This is a genomic window from Klebsiella sp. KTE92 (assembly GCF_000398905.1).
GTDB classification, from domain to species: Bacteria; Pseudomonadota; Gammaproteobacteria; order Enterobacterales; family Enterobacteriaceae; genus Klebsiella; species Klebsiella variicola.
The window spans coordinates 1,905,520-1,924,542 of the sequence record NZ_KB976100.1 but is presented as its reverse complement, the minus strand read 5'-3'; the positions used below and the strand labels follow the sequence as shown (position 1 = coordinate 1,924,542).

Sequence of the window (19,023 nt, the reverse complement as noted above, 5' to 3'; positions counted from 1 at the left end):
TGAAACCTCTATGTTGTATGCTCGTGATATTCATCAATGATGGCGCATGATGGCGAATCACCATCCCCCGGGTCACCGATCACAGGCGCAAAAACCGAACCGTCAGGGCGCGTCATTTTTTTTGCCCAGGGTTTTATCGAGAATTTTTGCCGCAATGCCGGCAGCTTTTTCACCATTTGCAGCGCCGGAGAAAATACCTTCCATGCCTGTTTTTCAGTCGTGGCGCCGCAATAGACTTCTGCACCATGCTCGCCATCTGCACAAAACATATAATTTCCTACAGCAGCGGCAATAGCGGATTTCCCGTTCTTTCTGGGCACCTCGATATAGATTTCAGAGAAACGACGCAGGCCTGTCTTCTTGTGTACCCATCCAAACGGTACGCCAAGAGCGAACTTCTGCCAGGCTTCAAATTCAATCCGGAGTTTACGCCGGGCCCATTCCCCTGAGGTATGAGGCATTTTCTGGGCAAAACGAAGAAATCGTTCTGCTTTGTTTTTATCGAAGCGGTAGGGCCAGTGGGGATCCTTTGCTCGTTCGAGGTCGTCCAGATGTCGCTGACAGGCAAGTATCGTTAACTGACACGCCAGAATCTTCCCGCCAACGATATCCCGCGCATACTGGTTCGCTGCATTGACGTTCGGATAGGTTGCCATCAGTCAAACTCATCGAATTCATTCCCGTCATCGTCCGGATCCTTTTGTCCGCTGGTCATGCGAAGACGACTGAGCGGATCAAACCCCAACAGAGAGCCCAGGCGGGCAAGCTGGGAAACCGAGTCATTCCGGACATTAACTGCAGGGTGTTTTTTCAGCCCCCCCATTTCACTTTCTGAGGTCAGTCCGCTGGCCAGCATTTTTTCGGCTTCGAGCATCAGATGAAAAGCATTGCAGTAAGCCAGCAACAAAGGTGCGTCCTCCAGCTCAAACACCCCTCGGTCGATGAGTATTTTGCTTTGCGTCTTCCACATTCTTATTGCCGCCTCCCCCATTAACTCAGCAGGAGGCGCAATACGTGTTAATTTGCTTTTTTGCCCGGTGGGTAAAGTGGGTTTTCGGCCACCACCGGACGATCGAATTCCTCCGGCCATAAACGTTCCTTTGATAGATGAAACCTTCCGGAAAAAAGTTTCTTATTTCTGGCGTGTAAAAATAGACTTCAACGGGCAGTCCCAAAACGCGAAAGGGGTCAGGGATTTGCTCCCCCCTACCCCTGGCGGCGGCTGCCTCAGTCGAGGTGGAGGTCGTCATTCCGGCTGCGCCGGCGGCGAATATGGTTCGCATTGCGTGGGCCGGCATATCTCAGACGTTCAATGAACACCAGTTGTTATACCGGCGTTCAGGATCCTGTCGCGGTAGCGGAGCCTCCATCGGCCTGCAGTACGCTTTCTGGTAGCCGTTCACCTAATGGCTGGTTCTCGAACACCTTCATCCCAAACTGACCGATCCAGGTGCTGACTGAGTTGATGTTCCCTGCGATGAAGTCGGTCACCTCGGCGATCAATCCTTTAACGACGACATCCGTACTCTGACGCCAGTAATTCTCAATCGCGACCAGTAACGGATCAGAACCATTACTGACAGATTGTTCACCTACGCTATACGTTTTTTTCTTCGCGCTATCGGTGATACATCGCAGCTGGCTGGTCTGGACGGCTCCAACCTCTGCCGCAATTACCTGCATCGTCAACGTAGCCACTTTGTTCCCGTCTGCATCAGCGCTGGATGCATAGAACATGGAGAGCGTCAGATCCGTGCGTTGATACATCATTGCTTACCTCCCCTACGATGGCGGGAACGACGACCGCCGGGAAGCGGAGATTGTTGCTCCTGTACCAGCTCACCCACTAAAGGTTCCTGAGCCGACTCAGCAGCCGGTGCCGGTGCAATATCATGCGCAATCGTCAGTTTCAGCAGTGGGCGGCCGCCCTGGACATGCTCAAAATGGATGCCATGCACGGCTTCATTCATTCGTGACTGACCATCCGTCTCCAGAACGGTCAAAACGCCATCAACGTATTCAATTTTGAAACTCTTCATCGGGTTCTCTCTGTTGCTGTTTTCTTGCTGTGGCAGGTCCAGCACAATGACTCCAGATTAAAGTCATCATCGGTACCGCCATGAGCTTTAGGAATGATGTGGTCGACACTTGAGGCTTTCGTGGCAATACCGTCTCGCCTGCAGTTCTGACAAAGGTATTTATCCCTCTTCATGATACGGGCCCGTTTAATTTCCCACGGTCGACCATAACCACGTTCCTGCCGAGTTTTTCCGGGCTGGTAGTTACGCCAGCCATCACCAGCGTGTTGCTGCCGATGCATCTCACAGTATCCACCGACATCATTGGTCACAGTCGCGCATCCTCTGTGCCGGCAAGGTCGTTTAGCTCGTGGTGGCATAAGCATCCTCGAGCATGAGTTGAGGGAGAAGAGTTAAAGCGGTACTGTCGATGGGAAACTCTGAAACGGGCAGCGATAAGCAGGACAATCCGTCACACTCAATCCCCTCCAGCTTCTCGTCTACGTATGCAATTTTTAAGTTCTTCATCGCGTTACCTTTTGCGAATAAAAAAGCCCCGCAGATGCGAGGCTACTGTTTAAATATCAGGGTGTTACTGTGAAAGCTCAGAGTGTAAGGTTGCGGCTCAGCCTATCTGTGGTGGGACACAGTTAAACATTGTACTTGCAGAGGAATGGCTGATTAGCTCTGCTTAAGGAATAGATATGATCAAGAAGCATATACGCCTAGAAATGGAATCAAACGCCCAAACAATCGACGAATTGAACAAGGAAATTGGGCAATTGAAATGTGTCGTTGGTTTTTTGATGACTCAATTAACACCTGATTCCAGGCAGGCTGTCATTGATAACTTGAAAGAATTTGGACTAAATGATTCAGCCAAGGAATTTACTCAGTTCCTTTAAAAATTGCCAAACCTACTATATTAATTTTCCAACCTTGTGAATGATTGGGTTGGATCTCAGGCGTAATAGTGGATTCATCCCTTTCGCCTGAGACAGATTCAAATCTTGAAAATGTAAGTTTTAGCGTTTTCATGTTGTTGTTCCTCATTTTTATCCCCGACAAGGGATATCGGTTATTTTATCCCTTATCGGGGATAGACGTTCGCGCCGATTCGTAAATCCGCTCACAGGTCATTCCTGTTTCCCCTGATTGGTTTTATCAAATATTTTCGTCCAGGATGTCCTCAAACCATTAAACCGACTAAAAAAAGGCCGCATAGGTATGCGACCTTTGGTTAGTAACAGTTAGAAACCTAAAATCTCTCAGGAGCCACCCGGGAGAGATTTTCTGCTTGCTAAATGACCTCTGCCGTTTCGGTGTTGGCTGGCAGTGGTAACGTGAGGATAGCTTCATTTCAGCCATCGATATCATTTAAATGGATGAATAGCTTATTAGACTAGTAATTCGCGATTCTCAAGAACATTAACCAGAACAACAGACGTCTGTGCTTATTTTTTTAGCGCAATGATCCGTTAGTCACCAGTAACTAACATATTATTCGATGGTTCCTTAGACAGTGACCCATAAATCTAATTGTTTAATGTACCATTGGATGGGCACACAAATAACCACACCATCCCCAAAGTTAACAGATTTGATAACACACCCTTGTGGCGGAAAAAATTCCGCACCAGTCTGGGGCCGGATCGAGCGCTCAATGCCGTAACGATAACCGCATGGTAGTTGTGGTAGTAAGTTTACTGTCATGAGTGGCTACTTAGTTAAGAGTGGTTTGAGATCCTATAGTGCATGACATCCCCTGAATTAGATACAAACATTTCGATGCTGAAAGCTTGAATGTCTTGTTTTCAGATTTTTTGTTCACTTAAGGCCACTTATTTCATGTGCTATGCCTGTTACTTACTCACCGCCCGATAGTACGCCTGCCAGCGATACTTATCCAAACGGAGCTGGCGCAGGCATTGAGCGGTTTCTACATCAGACTGTAAATCTTCATCGCTGTCATTCCCTGCGTCACTTGCTTTGCACGGCGGACTCATCAAATCCGGGGATGGAGTTGGCAGCATCGATGGCGCGCTGACGCAACTGCACAGCAGCATCATCAAACCTACACACAGTACGATTCGGAGACTGAACATATTTCACCACGTCGCGGGTTATTGTTTTGTAGATGACCTTACCCGCTTCGTTAGCAGTCGCGGCCTTTTCCTCTACAGGCTTAATGGCATTCTCGGCCTTCTCCCTCTTCTTCGCAGCCTGAGCATTGATGTGATCAGCGTGGGAACTCCATCCCATACGCCATGAAATGGCACAGGACATTAGCAGGATTGCTATTGCGATGATAACGGCGGTTAAGCGACTCATCTTTGCTCCCATAAACACACTTCACGCTCAATTTCCCTCCGGGTAATAAGTCCTTTCCACTGCTTACCTTTGGCATAGGTCCAGCGGCGCAGCTGATCACACGCACCTTTCTGGTCACCGTGGTTGATTTTGCGAAGCAGAGTAGAGGTCTGGAAGTTCCCGGCTCCGACGTTATAGGCGAATGAGTACAGAGCCCCACGCATTGTTTCTGGGATCGGTTTTTTGATGTAAGGGTTGATCTGCCAGGCGACGGTATTCAGGTCTTTATTTAGTAGCGCCCGACACTCTGCCTCGGTATAGGTTTTGCCGAGCATGATGTCTTTACCTGCGTGGCCGTAGCAAACCGTCCAGACACCTACCACATCCTGATAAGGGGAGTATCGCACTCCCTCAAGCCCATCATTACCCATCGGGCCAGTGATGAGTGCAGAGGCAATCGCCAGGGCCCCGCCGCCCACCGCCGCAAGAACAGTTTTACGTAGTGTCGGAGACATTATTCACCTCGAGCAGCTTTTCGCCGGTCTTCTTTAATTTTGAAGTACAGATTCGTCAGGTATGTCAGCAAGCCAAATACCAGACTTCCCAGAACACCAATAGCGGCCCACTGGGATGGGGATACTTTGTCGAGCAATTGCAACATCCAGAACCCCGCGTTACCTGCGGACGTTCCGTAGGCAATACCTGTTGTTAGCTTGTCCATTCGATACATACTCCACCTCCGGGTTAACGGGGTGCTTTGTGCGTGTAGTGGGTCAGGCCCATCGGGCTGATTTAACAACGAGCCGTATCGATGATGATTCCCGTGAGCCTGAAACGAGAAAGGCCACGCAAAGCGCAGCCTTCAAATGATGTTTACCTTTTCTTTCTGAAGCGCCTTATTAATGGCGTAAAAAAGCCCGCCTGAAGGCGGGCAGAAAGTAGGCATTCTAGGTAGTAACGAAACGAAGGCACTCCTAATAGTCCGAGCTACCGATTTACCAGGAAGCATTCACTTTGGCCGTTACGTTCTATAAACATAGAAGGGCAACCGCAAAAGTAAACCTGCCATAAATCTTAAATATGTTTAGTGGAAGTGTGGTGCCGGGTGCCTCCCGGTGAGCATTTGGTCAGCCACCATGACTCGCGCATACGGTTTAGCAGATAATAACAATGCTGTTTACGCCCCTCCGCATAGGGGGATTCACCACGCCGACAATCTATGATGCTATCACTCTTATCGTCAATAGCAGGCATTCTGTCAAAGGCATCATTTCTATGCCTTTTGCACAAAGTCACGTTTTTCTTGTAAATGACCAGCACCTGCAGACCTCCAACGCCTCGAGGATAACCAGCAGCACATCCATGAGCATGCCAGCCAGTGCCATGCTACAACCAGCACAACGGCAAACAGCGCCCAGAAACTTATTCGACCGGCCCGGCGCAGATACCCAGAGGAAGGCGTCATACTCGCCTGTGGTGAATTTCGCCAGCGAGCGCGCACCGCCTTTGGCGTTGCTCTCGACTTTGGCATAATCCTTTTCCAGCCCCTACAGATATTGACAGGATGCATAGGATCCACTGATCGGCTCACGCCTGTTAAGGCTCTGAGGATGATATGCACCGGCACAGGTGCATAGATGAAAAAGCCCGCGAATGTGAGCCATACAGGTTACCGAATTGAATAAGTCAATAGTGAACTTTCATGAACATCTAACGTCTTACCGATAAATTCTGCCAAATCAAGGTAATCACATGAACAAATTTCTTCCGGTTCTTGTCATGATTTGCATCTCCGGGTGTGATGATGCTAGATCTTCTCCCCCACCAATTCCTGACGAGCCGCATGCTAAATACGAAAATCAAGCAGGAACATGGCAACTTATCGAAAAAAAGAAAAATGCCAAAGGAGATGTGACCGAGGTTCTGTTGTTTAATACGGCTGATGGTGAGCTATGCAAAATAGCCACTATCGACGACGACGATAGGCCATCCAATTCCGCTCCCGTCCGCTGTTACTCCGCAAATGACTATGAGACAGACCGAGCACCTCCTGATGGTAATTCCGATATACACAATGACAAAGGTTAGTCAGTTCACACAAATTGGTCATAGCCCACCAGGGCCCCGGCGGTGCTCTTTAACGCGCCGTCGGTGCTGCCACCACTGAGTGGCATCTTCCAATCTGATTCAGGACTCTGCGCGGAATGGCATTGACGTGTCGCGCAGCACAGCTCTATCCAATAGCCCTGACGGGATTGCAGTTACGTAAAAGGCCCGCGAATGCGAGCCTTTTGAGAATTATGCTTACTTCAACTCATTAATAACGAAATCATTTACGCCTGAACCAAAGGTCAATTAAAAACGTTGCGAGAACTACAAGCAATAGCCAGATTACGCCCTCTGCCAACTCAATGAGATCCACTACTCCACCTTCTTATTCTGTGTTCCTCAGGGTGGATTAAGAACCCGATCAATAAAAATGTAAAGGTTCTGCAACTATTGAAGGGGCCCTGGAAAAGAAAACCCCGCAGGAGTTGGGTCTCGATACATTTAGTCACATCCCCTTTCCGGCGCTTATCCCCGGAATACGCATATAACGCGGTGTTAGCTCTTTAACGAAGCAAGGAGTGATAACAATAATCGTTATCAACTAAGGAGATAAGTTCACAGTATAACCACACTGAAAATCAATCTGTGGAAGCTCGCCACAAATTCGAGCAGATTATGAACAAAAAAACCACTTAGAGAACCTGGAGGAAAGTCGGCCACCAAGGCAGTAACGAAAGGAAGGTGTACCTAATAGTCCGAGCTACCGATTTACCAAGAAAGCCTTCGTTTTTACCGTTACGTTCGTTAATCATAGACTGACAGACATAAAGAGCTAAGTTTTTGTCATTACAGTCACTATGTTAAGGCATCAGTGTGGTGCCGGGTGCCTCCCGGTGAGCATGCCCCAGTCGGCATGGCCCGCGCTGCATTTACAGGTTTCTGTAACTGACTGGTCGCCCCTCCGCATAGGGGGATTCACCACATCAATAATTTAGGATGCAAACATTCAAAGTGTCAATATCTGACCATACCGCCAGCGCCTCTGCCATAATATAAGCCAGCAACAGCCCACTTAAATTGTATGCATTCTAATACTTGAAGCTATTGCAAAGCCCTGACTCAATGCAGCACCCACTAATATCAGGTAAATACGAGGTAAGTAAAATGCTATCTACTGATAACCAAAGAATTTCAGAGATTTTTGAACGTTTGGCAGAAATAGCAGCTAAAACTTCCGAATTAACAAGTAATCCCAATCTATCCCCTGCTCAAAAGCAGGTAGCGTGTGACAGTTACTTTCGCGAACATGATCAGTTAACAACCGAAGCCCTGAAGATCTTCAAAATATTACTAAAAATCCCCGGTGAACGCTGAAGCCTGTGAGATTACGTATGCAACACGACGATATGACAGGGGTATTGATGCAGCGCATCTCGCGAATACCCCTGTCGTATCGCCGGAAAGCAAAAACCCCGCACGGGCGGGGTCTTCGTTATATTCAGATTGTCGCTTTTTGTCGCTGCCGAGTGGCGCAGCTCTGCCAAGCATGAAGGGATTATCTAACTTTCTGGCCCGTTTTCAATACCAAACAGGAAACATAGCACTTTTTGCTAATCCGCATGAATCGCCTTGTGAACGGAAAGGAAAGCTTTTGCTCTGAATATTTCAAGGCACCAGCGCACTCTTTTCCGGGCCTCACTGTCTGTTAACCATGGCGCCACCAGCTGTATTTCCCGTGTTATGTCTGAGATTTTTTTGCGGGTGGTGTAATAGTTAACGCCAACGAGATAAACCGGATCACCCGTTTCAAATATCGCCAGTACACATCGTTCAACAAATTCAACATCATCCTCAGTGATCGCAGCGTCAATGGCGACCGTTGCAGGCTTCGGCCACAAAATGGCATGCGCCCTGCTTAATGCCTGTCGCCCGCGATACCCTTCACTTCTTGCCTGCTCGATTGCTGCCGTAAAGCGTTCTAATGCTTTATCTGACCAGTGATCACCCTTCATTCCTCGCCAGCATGAATATCCTGATGGTTTACGCGGGGCAGCACCTCCTCTCATCCCTTCCCCCCAAACAGTAAGCAGAGATTTTATCCAGGCGGACTGAATGCCACTAAGGGGAGTGAATCGGCCCAGCCAGCTTTTGCGCGGGGCGGCGGCCACTGTTTCTAATCCTGCACGGTGCAGACGGCGTTGACGTGGTGTCATTCTGTTCTTCTCCTTACTACGCCAGAACGCCGAGCGCGTATGCCCGGTCCAGCAATTTAATAATCAATACCGGCTGGGTGCCGTATTCACGCTCAAAAGCAGCAGGGTCATGGTGCAAAGCACGGTGGTGCTTGCGGCATAATGGGATCGTAAAAATATCGTGGGCCTTGGTGCCTACGCCGCCCTGCCCCCAGCCAATAAGATGGTGTGCATCATCTGCAGGCTGCCCGCAGCACATACACGGCTGTTTTTTAACCCATGAGATAAAGTCAGCTGATAACCATCGGCTCCGCTTAGGTCTCGCGAATAGTGTCGCCGGTGCAACAGGATCGACGTTCACAGGAACCAGAGGTTTGCCCGGCGTTGTTATTGCCGTTGGCTTGATTGCTTTTTCGAGACGGGGAGAAAGAATGCGGGTGGCCGGTACCGACGGAACGATCTCACTCTCCCTGTAAACAGATTTAATGCCATCGTCTTTAATACGCAGGGATCGGCGCGCCATTTCTTCTGTAATTTCATCGCCAATCCCGGCGCCTACCGCCCACCAGCATAGCTCCGCCAGTGACAATGATCGCTGCGCGTCCAGACCAAGCGCGATGCGGGCAGTGTCGATTACCCAGTCAGCGTTATTAACACCTAACAGTTGATCGAGGGTTTGTTCCGTTTGGTTTTTCAGCTCATTATCACAGTGCCAGCATGCGATTATTACACCCGTCGAATGGCGAAACGGGACGAGCTCATGGTGATGGTAATCGGAATGTGTCCACTGACAGTTTTTAACCTGCCTACGCAACCATGACTCGAGGGCACTAACCCCACCAGCTGCAGTGATAACTGCCTTCTTCATGAAAAAAGGTCTGATCTCCATATCATCCCGCAACGGCTGCCGGGCATCAGGAAGACGTCCACTGGGTATCTTTTTCATGCTTGCCGGCGGCATTTCAACAAGAACTCGGCCGGCACCGAATAACGGCATTAATTCACTACCCGGCTTAAGCAGCACAATTCCAAGATGGCGTGCAATATCCACGTTAAGCAAAGCTCGCATCAGTCCCTCCACATCTTCTGTATGTAGGTCCTGTCAATCCGTGGCGGCTTCTTCGATTCCGGCAACAACACGCGGATCTCCCACGATGCAAAGTCTCTGGATAAGCTCTTCTCAACCACACAGTTATTTTTACGGTATCGCTCCACCAGCTCTGTAGCCTCAGCCTCTGAAAGCTGCTCGTGTAAAAACCAACTTTTCTTCATGGCTGATCACCGAACAGTCGCAAAAACTCAATCGCTCTTTCCCGCGCTCCGGGTTCTTCAGCGATCATTTCCTGCAGCAGCTGCACGGCGAGCATAGGCTCCTTTCGCCCGACGATGGAAATTCCTCTGGAGACACGGCGAGAGAGTTTTATAAAATTTTTTCTCTCTAACGCACGCAGATGCAACAGGACAGCATTAGACGAGCTAACGCCGAGCATATCGGCCAGCTCAGATAGCGTAGGTGGGTAGCCATGCTGATTGATGTAGGCCACCAGCAGATCGAAAACTTCCTGCTGGCGAAAAGTTAGTTTTGAAGACGAAAGCAAACCGGCGCTCGATGAAGGAGCACCAGTCTGATGGGATTTTGATACTTCGGGGGTTTGCGTCATGGTTTCTCTCCGCGACGCAGCAGGTATAGGTTGTTCAGGCCTATGACGGGATTGTAACAGAACCAGGAGGAACCTGGTAACCAACTCCAGACCTAGCCTTTTCAATCATCTGTGAAAAGAGAGAGAGAGTCCCCACGATCTCATCCGGCTGCAGAGGCATAAACGAAACAGTATCGCCACGCCGGTACATCAAAGCGCGCTCACATACAGGAAAGGATGTCAGACGGGCAACGATCACCCCATCGTCGCATCTGATAATTGCATAGCCGGTGTTCGGCATTTCTTGTTTTTTACTCACAGCAAAATCCTCAAAATAAACCAGGCAAGCCACTGGACCTTAACTTAACAGAACCAGTCATCAGCGCTTTCCCTGGTGTCTTGCAGGATTTCCTCTACACGTTTTTTATCTCCGTCCATTCCACCAAGCACGGTCAACCCATCAGAGCTGGCCCGACGAATCACAAGACTGCAGTTATTAAAGTTTTGATCCAATCGCCGCAGTAGCTCCTTCTCCAGAGCAGGCACAGCGCCATCCGGCAATTTTTTTTGGCGATCAATTGTGATTTCCACTTTCATAACTAGCTCCTCACGCAAGTACTGTATAAATAAACAGTATACTTGTTAGGTAAAATGTTCAAGCGTTTAATGCTACTTTTCGCTAACCCATGCTCATGTTTAGATTGATCTTTTCTCCACAAAGGACGAAATCCGCTATCACAGGGATACAGTCATTTTTGTGGTGATCAACACCTTTGATAAGAAACGTTGCTACCTTTGGCGTTCCAGATTCCGCTCTTGGCACAGAGCGGACAATCTGAATGGGATGAAGGTCTGCTTCGAGCGAGGAGCGGAAGCTCGCAATTTTTATTGCAGCGTAGGATGCATTACTAACGTTGCTATGTGTTAACGAACGGAGAGCGGGTCAGAATATTATCTGTGACATGCCCCCATTGACTAACACAGGCTAAGGTTTGCAACCTCTGCTTACAGCACATAGTTGACGGACAGCCTTGAGCGAAAAGCATAAGTGATTAATTCGTTCAAAAATATATATGAAAGAGGTGGTTATCAATTTCTCGTATTAAGAACCATTGAAATTAAAGTCTGTTAGTTTCGATGTCGTTAATATAGGTTTAATACTTTTTTACTTAAACTACATGTAGTATATATTACATCCTTATACTTCACAAATTAAACCTTATATTCTTGAATTAGATGAAAGAGAGAAACATCCATTCGGGCTAAGAATAGATGTTCTCGAAAATTACATTATTACGAATTTAACTCTCGGAGAGCTTCTAAGACTTCACCAGCATTTTGCATTTTATCTCCTGAAAATTCCCTCAAGTAAATCATGGCTGCTATTACAATAGCTTTTTCATCCCTATTAATGATCTTACTTATCTCAGTAGATGTCATAGGGAATGATGATGCCATTAATTTAAGTATGTCATTCTCCACTCGTATTGTTAGATTCCTATTAATAGACTCATCATCTATTGATGATAAAACTATTTTTCGCCAAGCATCTAAATTACTGATTCTGATCTGTTGAGCACTTAACCCCTCATATCCAAATTTTTGAAGAGCTTTTTCAGCATATCCATCAAAAAGGTAAGCACTCCAATTCCTATCGAGACTTTGTTCAAATGAGGAGATCAACCCTGCTCTATCTTCATGTAGGTCAAAACAGTCACAAGCTAATAAACAGTCTTCTAATAGTTTTTTTAAATCAGAGCCCATTGCATCAAAACATTTTTTCCAATGTTCTGGCTTTGAAGGCGATCCAGTCTGACATTTTTCAATCAACCATGTTGTTGCCACACGAACAGTTTTTACATCACTGGATTTCTCGAACTCCAAATTATGGTTTGCCCATGTTCTCAGGGCATGCAAACTTGGTAATACCTTGCCGGTGTAGCCATCTAATGGAGGTAGTTTCTTTAAAAAATTTAAAGGGGCTCTTCCAGCCTCGTAAACAAAAACATATCCCCACGATACTAATCGGATGAATGAGAGTTCGTCACTGTCACCGGTCGGCGGATTTAAAGTTATTTCAGGAAAAACTTCTTTACCCAGAATAGAGGTCAGCCTGCGCTTAAAATCTAAATGAAGATGATGTAGTTCGCTGAAATTCATGATCTTACTCCATATCGAGACAATGGCTCAGCAATCGGTCCTAAGTAATTAAAAGCTATATTAAATCTTGATATCTCACGTCCAATGGATATATCGTCACCATTGAAATCACGACCTAACAAATCAATATTTCTTGATAGGTCAAAGACAGAAACTGTCCAATGCCCATCACCTCTATCACGAATTACTCGACCTTTAAATCCTCGAACAACATCATTGTTTTCTAGAATAAAGCGTCTTGTTACACGGCTGGAATCTTCAAATTCAGTGTCAGAAGATAACTCTCTAAACAATTCTCTTGAATGCTCAGCGCTACCTCTTACCCATTCAAATACTGCTTCTAATAGCCTAAAGTTATTACGTTTATTTTCTCCGGCAAGTTGGTTAAGATTGCGGACGAGTAATAGAATTTCATCTTGAAACTTGTTGTCTTGTGGGATAATGAGCTTTTCCTTTTTAAATATAAAGGAATGTGTTTTTTGGATCCAAATTAACTGAATCAATAACTGCAATGGTCTTATATCAGTCAAGACAATATTTAGCTTGCTCATTAAGAAGGATACAGCTTCTGAAACACACTTCATTAGATTGTCTGGTATGGTTTCAAACCTCCCATTAAATATTCCAGCACACATACTCCTAGCTTTAATATAGTACGCTATAGATGGGTTGGTTTTTTCTAAACTTAAATAGCTTTCTTCTTCTATCTTTTCGAAGCCAAGCTCCATAGCAGCTTTTAACTTTCTACTTTCAAATTTACTTGCAGAAAAATCATTAAAACTTACTGTATCTGCTTGATCAAAAATAGATAAAACATCTGATAGAAGCTCCATCTTATGTGCTAGGCTAAATTCTTTATATTTTAGCACGTCAATTGGAGTCCATAAGGCAATATCAAATGGATAATGGTTATTAGCTACAGAAATAGCGGTTGTAATCGCTGTTTTAGCTGCAAGATAGTGGGACCAGACAACATCTTCACCAGCATCTTGTCTAGCCAAACCGACGGCAAGATATCCATAAATCGATGCATGTTCAACAGCTAAACTTTGCTGAGTCTTTTTACTTGCTCGTAATGTACGTTCTGATATTTGATTTCTAGCATTTTCGACAATAGCTCGAGCTTCGTTTAATATTAGATCACGTTGCTCTATAGTTAATACTCTTATATCTGCATTCTCTTTTTTATCAGATGCATGTACTGCAGAGCGTCGGAAAACTGACTCTTGGAGCATTAAGCTTGCATCTATGATGTTATGCTTAGTTCTGAGTTCAGTTAAGGCATTGGCTACGTCAAGATAACCGTCTTGATAAGCATTTTTCCTTGGACCTTCTTTCTGCATTTTTATTAGCAAGTCTAAAATGAAAGTTATTTCTGATCTTCGATCAGTGCTCGAATATCTTACTGACTTTATTAATTGTAAAAGATAACCAATCTCCTTGCTACGCTCTGATAATCTTCTCCGACAAATAAGTTCAGCTTCAAGGCGAAGTCTAGGATGAATAAAATATTCATGCCCCTCAGCGTCAGAAGTATCCCATCTAAAAAGGTCTAACTCTTCAAAAAGATATGCTATTTGGATATAGTCTAGAGAATTTTTATCGCTGCTCAATGTTCTTAATAGGAGATTTAAGGGTACAGGGCAATCTAACCTCCCGGCAACCATAACGAGATCTATCAACTTACCTGCTGCATCTATACCTGCTTCTGTATGCTCTTCACTTTCATCTTCAAACAATTTGACTGTTGGGCTTCCGATACCAAGCTTTATTAATTGTTGAGCTAAAACGAATTGTGGCTGATAACTCTGTGGCATAGTTCTAGCTTTTATTCTTATAACTTGTTCCGTATACCTTGCTTCATCAGTAATTCCATCTATTATTCTCGCACGTCCCATGGTTAAATGACGATAGAAAAGCGAAAATACATTTTTATCTTGAGGAGTTAACTTAGCCACACGACCATACCTTGGTGCAAATTGCTCTAGTAATATGTAAAGTTTACTAATTTCCTCTTCAGTTGTTGTAGAGCTTGCTTCTATAAAGTTAATATTTTTCTTTCTAATACCTTCAATTTTATAGGCTGACCCAATGATAAGGCATTTTCTACCACGACTTTTCAGACTAATTGCTAAGTCTCGGTATTTATCTGGGGATTGGTTAGCATCGCACACGAGCACAACACATATAGCACCACTCTTTTCAGCTTCTGCAATAAAGTCCTCAATATCACTTGCTGATGGAAGTCTATTTTTTGAATATAATATTGGGAGTTTGAATTCGTTTCTTAAAAAGTATGCCACTCTTGCCAAAGAAACTGATTTTCCCGTTCCGGATTGACCATGTACCACAATATAACCATTTGATTTTCCTATGTTATTTAAATTATCCCTACATTTTTTTTCTAAAGTTTTTTCGAATTCTCTTTTTACTGCATATCCCTTCCTAATACCTTCAAATTGATTTCTAATACCACCAAAACCTCCATGAAAGCGTCTGAAATCTTCTTCGAGTTCGACACCAGTTATTATTGGATACTGCTCTAACCAGGAGTCATCAATAATATTAGCTGTTGACTCAACCCTTAACCGAAGATATGATGGGACTGAAAAAAACTTCCCGTCATTTAATGTTATTGTCTCCGTTCCTCTTTGTTCGATTACTCCTAATTGTTCATCAGAAAAGGAGTCTGAGTGAACAAGCATCGATAATACTATTTCACTTAACGAGCGCTCATCATATAAAATCTGACCATTACTTATCATGGCATCAAAGAAAATAGAGTTAATTGGTGCTTCACCCAGCCAAATAACGGCTATTTCTGGATTCACTGATAATGGAGCCAACATATCATCAATAGACAACCAATCTCTATTTTCTCTAAAGCCATCAACAACCAATAAACCTAAAGATGTAACTGTATCAGGAACTCTGTTTAGCAACGCGCCCGTGTGAGTGTTTTTCCTTTGCATTAACTGAAAAATATTAGATGGAACACTATAACTATTATCGATCTCATTGCACTTGCCAAACAAATAATATATGGGAGGCCTTGAACGACTCCTTGCTACCTTAGCATAGTGGTCTTTAGATAATATTGATTCTGGAACTCTTCCTCTACTCTCTATTTTTTTTGCTATTTGTGGGTCAATAGACGTAGTGAATACCGCACTCCATGATAGTTGAAATATATTATCTATGAAGTCAGTTTGCGTAGTTCGTTCAAATCGCTCAGCTAGCCACTCGTAAGTTTCTTTAGTTACTTTATTGCTTTTTAGTAGGCTTAACCAACTTTCATTTCCTTCATTTTCAATATTGAGATGGCTAATAACTTTAGCTAGTACCGGATCTCCTTTATTAGTATAAGCATAGTCTTGACCCAAAAAAAGCACCAGTGGCTTATTTTTACTAATAACATCCTTAATGATATTTTCTGTCTTTATATTTCCATCTTTTTTATCATTCATACACATTCCCTCTGAATAACATAAATACACCTGTTCAAAAACGATACTAATTTTTCTTTTGATTTACAAGATATTTTTCTCTATCTATCTGTTTTAAATCATATGTTTAAAAAATTAAATGGTCCTGGGTGACTTCTTGGACCAAATTTCGTTTATGTCATGCTTACCATATGAGCAGTGTTTAAATTGCTATCATCACTCAATGAGTATTATACGAACTTGATTTTAAAGCAATACATTGAAATTTATGGATATTTTATTTTATCAGGTCTTTAGCCATCTACTTGTATTTTCAATTATTAGCATGGTAATAACGTCTGCTTTTGGCACTCAGCGGACATCTCAGCTTTGCCTCATCCCGGAATATTTGAACTTAGCTTTGACATCCCGTACCAGATGCTGTTGATTCCATTTTAGGCATAATCAGCACCTCGTCGCATTGCGCAGGCAGCGGTTACGCATTTTGGCAAGCAACCAGAGTTCGTTTGCTGTTGTAGTCATCCCAAGCATCGATGTGTAAACAGTCGCAGCCCGGCGCCACAGCTTTTTGTCTTCCAGCGTCTTCGCCAGAGACAGTGCGTTTTGGACTTTTTTCACATCCTCTTCAGATAATGGTGTTGCAGTCTGCGGCAGGGCAACATCGGGAACCTCAACGCCTGCAACCACTCGATAGACATACTGGTAGCCGTTATGGGTACGATGGAGTTTTCCCGCGGCATGGAGCTGCCGCAGCAAGTTACCTGCTGTACTGGCTTGCAAGTCCAGCGCATCGCAGACATCCTGCAGGACGCATTCTGGCGTCCGGCTAACGATGGCAAGCACCATCTGTGCTTTGGTTACTTTGGCTTTTGATTGTTTGGTCATGGTCAAAACTCGTTTACTTGGTTAAACCTGCCGCCTTGCGGCGTTTGTACTCTTCCATCAGAATCTGCGCTGGTGTCGGTCCTGCTGCATGCCTCGGTGCTGCCAACTGCCGACGAATCGGGGGAATCGAAAACCCGTTATCCAGGTGTTTGCTCCATTTCGTGAGTAAGTTTTCTGCCAGTTTTTTCAGCTCCCCCTCAGTCAGGTTCCTCTCAACTCCGGTTCTGCGCATCTCAATGCAAATGTGATACAGAACATCCTGTTTCCATGGGTATTTGTCGCTGCCCGAGTATCGGTAAGACTCATTCCTCCAGCGCTTGTATTCCGCCATTACAGCTTCAGATGTCAGATTGAACGGGTTAGCACCGCTGGAAGACACCAGCGCAACGAACTCAGCAAGATCCGGCGGCCATGTGCTGCCCGCGGCGCAGCGCTCCATGCACTGACTGCAGACCAGGGTAATCTGGGCTTCACTCATCGATCCAATCTGGGCAATCCACATATCCGAGGGCGCCGCCCCGTTCTTCTGGGTCCACCGGTTCGAAAATATTTCCCCCATGACCGTCCATAGCCGCCATGCCGTATCCGCCGCCAGCAAGTCCGTTTTGCTTTTCCCAGCGTTCTCTGGCTGCCTGAATTTCCTGAACTGCCCGGGATGCGGTGTTAACTGGTTGAATTCCTGCATGGCCTTTACCTCCGGTTGCTGGTTGTGGTTTAGATTTGGCTCTGGCACTTATCACGCTGCGGGCAAATTTCTGCTCCCACTGAATCTGAGTGAACACTTTCCCCTCGGATTTCCAGTACGCGGTGAACTCTGCCAACTCTGTCGGCAGGTATGCCGGTTCGGGAAGCGCTATACCCCAGGTAGCAGCCAGTCGCGGCCAGTCTTGTGACGGCAGCCAAAGGTCGTGCATGGTGAATTTTCCGATCGGAATATCCACTCCAGGCAGATACTTAGGTTGCTGGGGAAAATTTCTCTCCTGCGCATAGAGAGTGGGGTTTGATCCTTTTCCCTTCCCTTCCCTTCCTTTTCCGTCAGTGAGCCCTCCTTGAGGATTCACTGAGTCCTCATTGAGTCCTCCTTGATTAGTCACTCTCTTTTCTTCCTCTCCTGCCCTATCCTCAGTGAGTTCTGGCGGAAGAGGTATTTTTGAAGCTGAAGGCCTGTTTATTTTTTGATGCTTAAGGAAACCTTTAATCTGCAAATACCAGACATCATTCACTGAATACTCAGTGAGTAATCCATGAGTAATCAGTTCCTGTATTAGTGGTTCGCAATCGAGCGCGTCCGCAGGGAAGATTTGCATCTTCAACCGTTTTGGCGAACGCTCAAGGCATCCCATGTCGTTGGCGAAGTTGAACAACCCGATAAACAGGAGACGCGCTGGAATTGAACATTCCACCACCTTCTCATCTGTCCAGAATTCAGGTTTAACTGTTCTGATGCGGGCCATCTGAAACCTCTTATTAGCCAGCTGGTGCTGGTGGTCATTGTCAAAACTCGATTAGAAAAACTGCGGCGCTACGGCGCTGATGCTCGCCAGAAGTGGTCCCGCCGCATCTGCAGGAAGCATGTTAAAAAGTGCAATTGCTGCCTCCCGAATTTCACGCTCTAACTTCTGCAACGGAGCACCAAGCAATTTTGCCTGGTGCGCTTCGCTACACTCTTTGATTGCTTGAGCCACCAGCTCGCTTTCAGTCAATCCACGTTTCAATCCGTGTTTGCGCGCAATCTCAATAGGCATCGCATCAGCGATCGCTCCTGAAAGCTGCATGACGTAGCTGGTGTACTTCTCTGATCCGGATTCGTTTTTCAGGTAGCGGTACAGATTCTGTTTATTGACGTTTATTCCGCGACCGTTTTGTTTTCTCCATTGCTCATCCACCAGCTGCGCGATGTGGTCCTGTGCACGTCCAGGTAAAGTCGACTCCCATTCCTGAACGGCAGCAAAAATTGCTCTACTCTTCATCCGAGCCCGGCGTAGACCGGAAAACTGATTTTCTGAGTTCAGTTGCAGGCCCATTACCGGGTTATGTTTTTTAAAAGAGATGGTTTGCATACTTACTCCTTCGGTAATCCATCCGTTGGGTTTGGGTAGAGATCTGGTCTGAGTTCATGCGGAGTAACTTTCCACTCCAATGCCTTACTGACTTTCAGAGCCAACTCGCCGGGAACTTTATGTTTGAACCAACCATTTACTGTTTGTGCTCGCCGATTAAGCCGCCGTCCGATTTCCGATTGGCTACACACGGCAAGTAATTTTTTTTGAAGTGATGGCTTCATGCGCTGCTCCACTAAGAACTGTAAATTTGAATTACAGTT

The 19,023-nt window shown here is 45.7% G+C and carries 23 protein-coding genes and 1 pseudogene; 3 read left to right on the top strand and 21 right to left on the bottom strand.

Translation table 11 applies throughout. The annotated features are described in order from the left end of the window. Positions 1–11: 11 nt before the first annotated feature. The 5 genes and pseudogenes from A1WC_RS16245 to A1WC_RS26010 all read right to left on the bottom strand — a co-directional run. Positions 12–656: pseudogene (locus A1WC_RS16245) on the bottom strand (terminase large subunit domain-containing protein); the annotation flags it as partial. Further along, entirely contained in the window at positions 656–1,090 is a 435-nt protein-coding gene (locus A1WC_RS16250) for a phage terminase small subunit P27 family (RefSeq protein ID WP_016160655.1), read from the bottom strand. The gene A1WC_RS16250 and the pseudogene A1WC_RS16245, both read right to left, overlap by 1 nt. 248 nt (positions 1,091–1,338) lie before the next feature. Beyond that, positions 1,339–1,770: a hypothetical protein gene (locus tag A1WC_RS16255; protein WP_016160654.1), complete on the bottom strand. Its 432-nt coding sequence runs from the start codon at positions 1,768–1,770 to the stop codon at positions 1,339–1,341. Further along, positions 1,767–2,084: a hypothetical protein gene (locus tag A1WC_RS16260; protein ID WP_016160653.1), complete on the bottom strand. Its 318-nt coding sequence runs from the start codon at positions 2,082–2,084 to the stop codon at positions 1,767–1,769. The genes A1WC_RS16255 and A1WC_RS16260 overlap by 4 nt, the downstream gene beginning before the upstream one ends. Then, on the bottom strand, positions 2,036–2,398 hold the full coding sequence (locus A1WC_RS26010) for an HNH endonuclease (protein WP_014228901.1): 363 nt from the start codon (positions 2,396–2,398) through the stop codon (positions 2,036–2,038). Before A1WC_RS26010 ends, A1WC_RS16260 begins: the two co-directional genes overlap by 49 nt. Positions 2,399–2,722: 324 nt before the next feature. On the opposite strand from A1WC_RS26010, the gene A1WC_RS16265 reads away from it, so the two are divergent. Next, complete coding sequence (locus A1WC_RS16265; RefSeq protein ID WP_016160651.1) at positions 2,723–2,923, top strand: hypothetical protein; 201 nt, start codon at positions 2,723–2,725, stop codon at positions 2,921–2,923. Here A1WC_RS16265 and A1WC_RS27875 read toward each other — a convergent pair. The 4 genes from A1WC_RS27875 to A1WC_RS16280 all read right to left on the bottom strand — a co-directional run bounded on the left by A1WC_RS27875 (position 2,907) and on the right by A1WC_RS16280 (position 5,058). Continuing rightward, on the bottom strand, positions 2,907–3,056 hold the full coding sequence (locus A1WC_RS27875; protein WP_181402670.1) for a hypothetical protein: 150 nt from the start codon (positions 3,054–3,056) through the stop codon (positions 2,907–2,909). The two genes, A1WC_RS16265 and A1WC_RS27875, sit on opposite strands and share 17 nt — an antisense overlap. Positions 3,057–3,998: 942 nt before the next feature. Continuing rightward, positions 3,999–4,349 carry a hypothetical protein gene (locus A1WC_RS16270; protein WP_016160650.1) on the bottom strand — a complete coding sequence of 117 codons (351 nt, stop codon included), beginning with the start codon at positions 4,347–4,349 and terminating at the stop codon, positions 3,999–4,001. Continuing rightward, the gene (locus A1WC_RS16275) at positions 4,346–4,843 is read right to left on the bottom strand and encodes a lysozyme (protein WP_016160649.1); all 498 of its coding nucleotides are present in this window, start codon (positions 4,841–4,843) and stop codon (positions 4,346–4,348) included. The genes A1WC_RS16270 and A1WC_RS16275 overlap by 4 nt, the downstream gene beginning before the upstream one ends. After that, positions 4,843–5,058: a class II holin family protein gene (locus A1WC_RS16280; RefSeq protein WP_016160648.1), complete on the bottom strand. Its 216-nt coding sequence runs from the start codon at positions 5,056–5,058 to the stop codon at positions 4,843–4,845. The genes A1WC_RS16275 and A1WC_RS16280 overlap by 1 nt, the downstream gene beginning before the upstream one ends. A gap of 1,022 nt (positions 5,059–6,080) precedes the next feature. Between A1WC_RS16280 and A1WC_RS27450 the strand changes: the two genes are divergently transcribed. Both A1WC_RS27450 and A1WC_RS27445 read left to right on the top strand, forming a co-directional pair. Further along, positions 6,081–6,416: a hypothetical protein gene (locus tag A1WC_RS27450; RefSeq protein ID WP_064160814.1), complete on the top strand. Its 336-nt coding sequence runs from the start codon at positions 6,081–6,083 to the stop codon at positions 6,414–6,416. Positions 6,417–7,541: 1,125 nt separating this feature from the next. After that, positions 7,542–7,751, top strand: coding sequence for a hypothetical protein (locus A1WC_RS27445; RefSeq protein WP_142668895.1), 210 nt, complete (start codon positions 7,542–7,544; stop codon positions 7,749–7,751). 236 nt (positions 7,752–7,987) lie between these two features. Here A1WC_RS27445 and A1WC_RS16285 read toward each other — a convergent pair whose 3' ends face one another. The 12 genes from A1WC_RS16285 to A1WC_RS25995 all read right to left on the bottom strand — a co-directional run bounded on the left by A1WC_RS16285 (position 7,988) and on the right by A1WC_RS25995 (position 18,984). Beyond that, positions 7,988–8,590 (bottom strand): hypothetical protein, encoded by a 603-nt coding sequence (locus tag A1WC_RS16285; protein ID WP_016160647.1) that lies wholly within the window; start codon positions 8,588–8,590, stop codon positions 7,988–7,990. A 16-nt stretch (positions 8,591–8,606) separates the two neighbouring features. Beyond that, on the bottom strand, positions 8,607–9,638 hold the full coding sequence (locus tag A1WC_RS16290) for a DUF968 domain-containing protein (RefSeq protein ID WP_016160646.1): 1,032 nt from the start codon (positions 9,636–9,638) through the stop codon (positions 8,607–8,609). A gap of 199 nt (positions 9,639–9,837) precedes the next feature. Continuing rightward, positions 9,838–10,230, bottom strand: a complete 393-nt coding sequence (locus tag A1WC_RS16295) for a hypothetical protein (protein ID WP_016160645.1) — start codon at positions 10,228–10,230, stop codon at positions 9,838–9,840. Positions 10,231–10,270: 40 nt separating this feature from the next. After that, the gene (locus A1WC_RS26000) at positions 10,271–10,510 is read right to left on the bottom strand and encodes a hypothetical protein (RefSeq protein ID WP_071599446.1); all 240 of its coding nucleotides are present in this window, start codon (positions 10,508–10,510) and stop codon (positions 10,271–10,273) included. 62 nt (positions 10,511–10,572) lie between these two features. Continuing rightward, positions 10,573–10,806, bottom strand: coding sequence for a DinI family protein (locus tag A1WC_RS16300; RefSeq protein ID WP_016160644.1), 234 nt, complete (start codon positions 10,804–10,806; stop codon positions 10,573–10,575). Positions 10,807–11,502: 696 nt separating this feature from the next. Then, complete coding sequence (locus A1WC_RS16305) at positions 11,503–12,369, bottom strand: hypothetical protein (protein WP_016160643.1); 867 nt, start codon at positions 12,367–12,369, stop codon at positions 11,503–11,505. Next, entirely contained in the window at positions 12,366–15,836 is a 3,471-nt protein-coding gene (locus tag A1WC_RS27440) for a hypothetical protein (RefSeq protein ID WP_016160642.1), read from the bottom strand. The genes A1WC_RS16305 and A1WC_RS27440 overlap by 4 nt, the downstream gene beginning before the upstream one ends. A gap of 423 nt (positions 15,837–16,259) precedes the next feature. Beyond that, positions 16,260–16,700, bottom strand: coding sequence for a PerC family transcriptional regulator (locus A1WC_RS16310; RefSeq protein ID WP_016160641.1), 441 nt, complete (start codon positions 16,698–16,700; stop codon positions 16,260–16,262). A gap of 13 nt (positions 16,701–16,713) precedes the next feature. After that, a complete protein-coding gene (locus tag A1WC_RS0124980) occupies positions 16,714–17,259 on the bottom strand; it encodes a replication protein P (protein ID WP_223849140.1) in 546 nt (181 codons plus the stop codon). Beyond that, complete coding sequence (locus A1WC_RS0124975; protein ID WP_032691152.1) at positions 17,171–18,154, bottom strand: DnaT-like ssDNA-binding domain-containing protein; 984 nt, start codon at positions 18,152–18,154, stop codon at positions 17,171–17,173. Before A1WC_RS0124975 ends, A1WC_RS0124980 begins: the two co-directional genes overlap by 89 nt. A gap of 51 nt (positions 18,155–18,205) precedes the next feature. Next, the gene (locus tag A1WC_RS16315) at positions 18,206–18,760 is read right to left on the bottom strand and encodes a toxin YdaT family protein (RefSeq protein ID WP_016160639.1); all 555 of its coding nucleotides are present in this window, start codon (positions 18,758–18,760) and stop codon (positions 18,206–18,208) included. Positions 18,761–18,762: 2 nt separating this feature from the next. Next, a complete protein-coding gene (locus A1WC_RS25995; RefSeq protein WP_032691151.1) occupies positions 18,763–18,984 on the bottom strand; it encodes a transcriptional regulator in 222 nt (73 codons plus the stop codon). Positions 18,985–19,023 lie beyond the last annotated feature (39 nt).